Source organism: Pseudomonas spelaei, from assembly GCF_009724245.1.
Classification (GTDB): Bacteria; Pseudomonadota; Gammaproteobacteria; order Pseudomonadales; family Pseudomonadaceae; genus Aquipseudomonas; species Aquipseudomonas spelaei.
Genome location: NZ_WNNK01000066.1, coordinates 1 through 1,350, shown reverse-complemented (window position 1 = coordinate 1,350; position 1,350 = coordinate 1). Strand labels below are relative to the sequence as shown.

Below are 1,350 nucleotides of genomic sequence, written 5' to 3'. Positions count from 1 at the left end.
AAACCAGTCGAGCGGCACTGTCTCCGTTGTGGCTCCGGACGATGTGTACAAAGGCGACCAGACCGTCACCACCGCCATCAAAGGCGTGACCGGTGGCGAGCACTTCGAAAATCTGGTTCCAGGTACCACGCCGGTCAGCACCACCGTCACGGATACTCCGGGTACCGATAACACCACCACCGTGACCCTGACGGCTCCGTCGGAAGTAAGCGAAGGTGGCCAGATTACCTACACCGCGACCTTGAGCAACAAGGCCGGCACTGATGTGACGCTGAAGCTGGACAACGGCTCCACCATCACCATCAAGCAGGGTGAAACCGTTGGCTCGGTCACCGTGGCCGCTCCAGGCGATGACGTGTTCATCGACAAGAGCACCCAGACCGTCAAGATCACTGACACCACTGGCGGCAACTTCGAGAAGCTGGAAGTGGCTGGCGACGGTGCGACTACCACCATCAACGACACCATCGACAAGGTTGATGTGGTCCTGACGGCGACCACCACCGTGGGTGAAGGCGGCCAGATCGTTTACACAGCCTCCTTGGTCGACAAGTCGGGTAATGCGGTGACCAACATCACCAACCCGCTGACCGTGACGCTGGACAATGGCCAGACCATCACCATCGGTGTGAATCAGTCGAGCGGCACGGTTTCGGTTGTGGCGCCAGATGATGTGTACAAAGGCGACCAGACCGTTACCACCGCCATCACCAAAGTAACCGGTGGCGAGCACTTTGAAAATCTGGTGCCAGGCACCACGCCAGTCACCACCACCGTGACTGACACACCGGGTACCGATAACACCACCACCGTGACCCTGACGGCTCCGTCGGAAGTGAGCGAGGGTGGCCAGATCACCTACACCGCGACCTTGAGCAACAAGGCCGGCACCGACGTCACCCTGAAGCTGGATAACGGTTCGACCATCACCATCAAACAAGGTGAAACCGTTGGCTCGGTCACCGTTGCGGCGCCTGGCGATGACGTGTTCATCGACAAGAGCACCCAAACGGTCAAGATCACCGACACCGCTGGCGGCAACTTCGAGAAGCTGGAAGTGGCGGGCGACGGCGCAACCACCACCATCAACGACACCATCGACAAGGTCGATGTGGTCCTGACCGCCACCACCACCGTGGGCGAAGGCGGCCAGATCGTCTACACCGCCAGCCTTGTGGATAAAAATGGCGCGGCGGTGACCAACATCACCAACCCGCTGACTGTCACCTTGGACAATGGCCAGACCATCACCATTGGCGTGAACCAATCGAGCGGTACCGTCTCTGTTGTGGCGCCGGACGATGTGTACAAAGGCGATCAGACCGTCACTACGGCTATCACCAAGGTAGT

1 protein-coding gene is annotated in these 1,350 nt (G+C 59.4%); it reads left to right on the top strand.

What is annotated here, in order from left to right:
- Positions 1-1,350: immunoglobulin-like domain-containing protein (locus tag GNF76_RS29415; RefSeq protein ID WP_343037860.1), on the top strand; the 1,350-nt coding region annotated here is incomplete at both ends.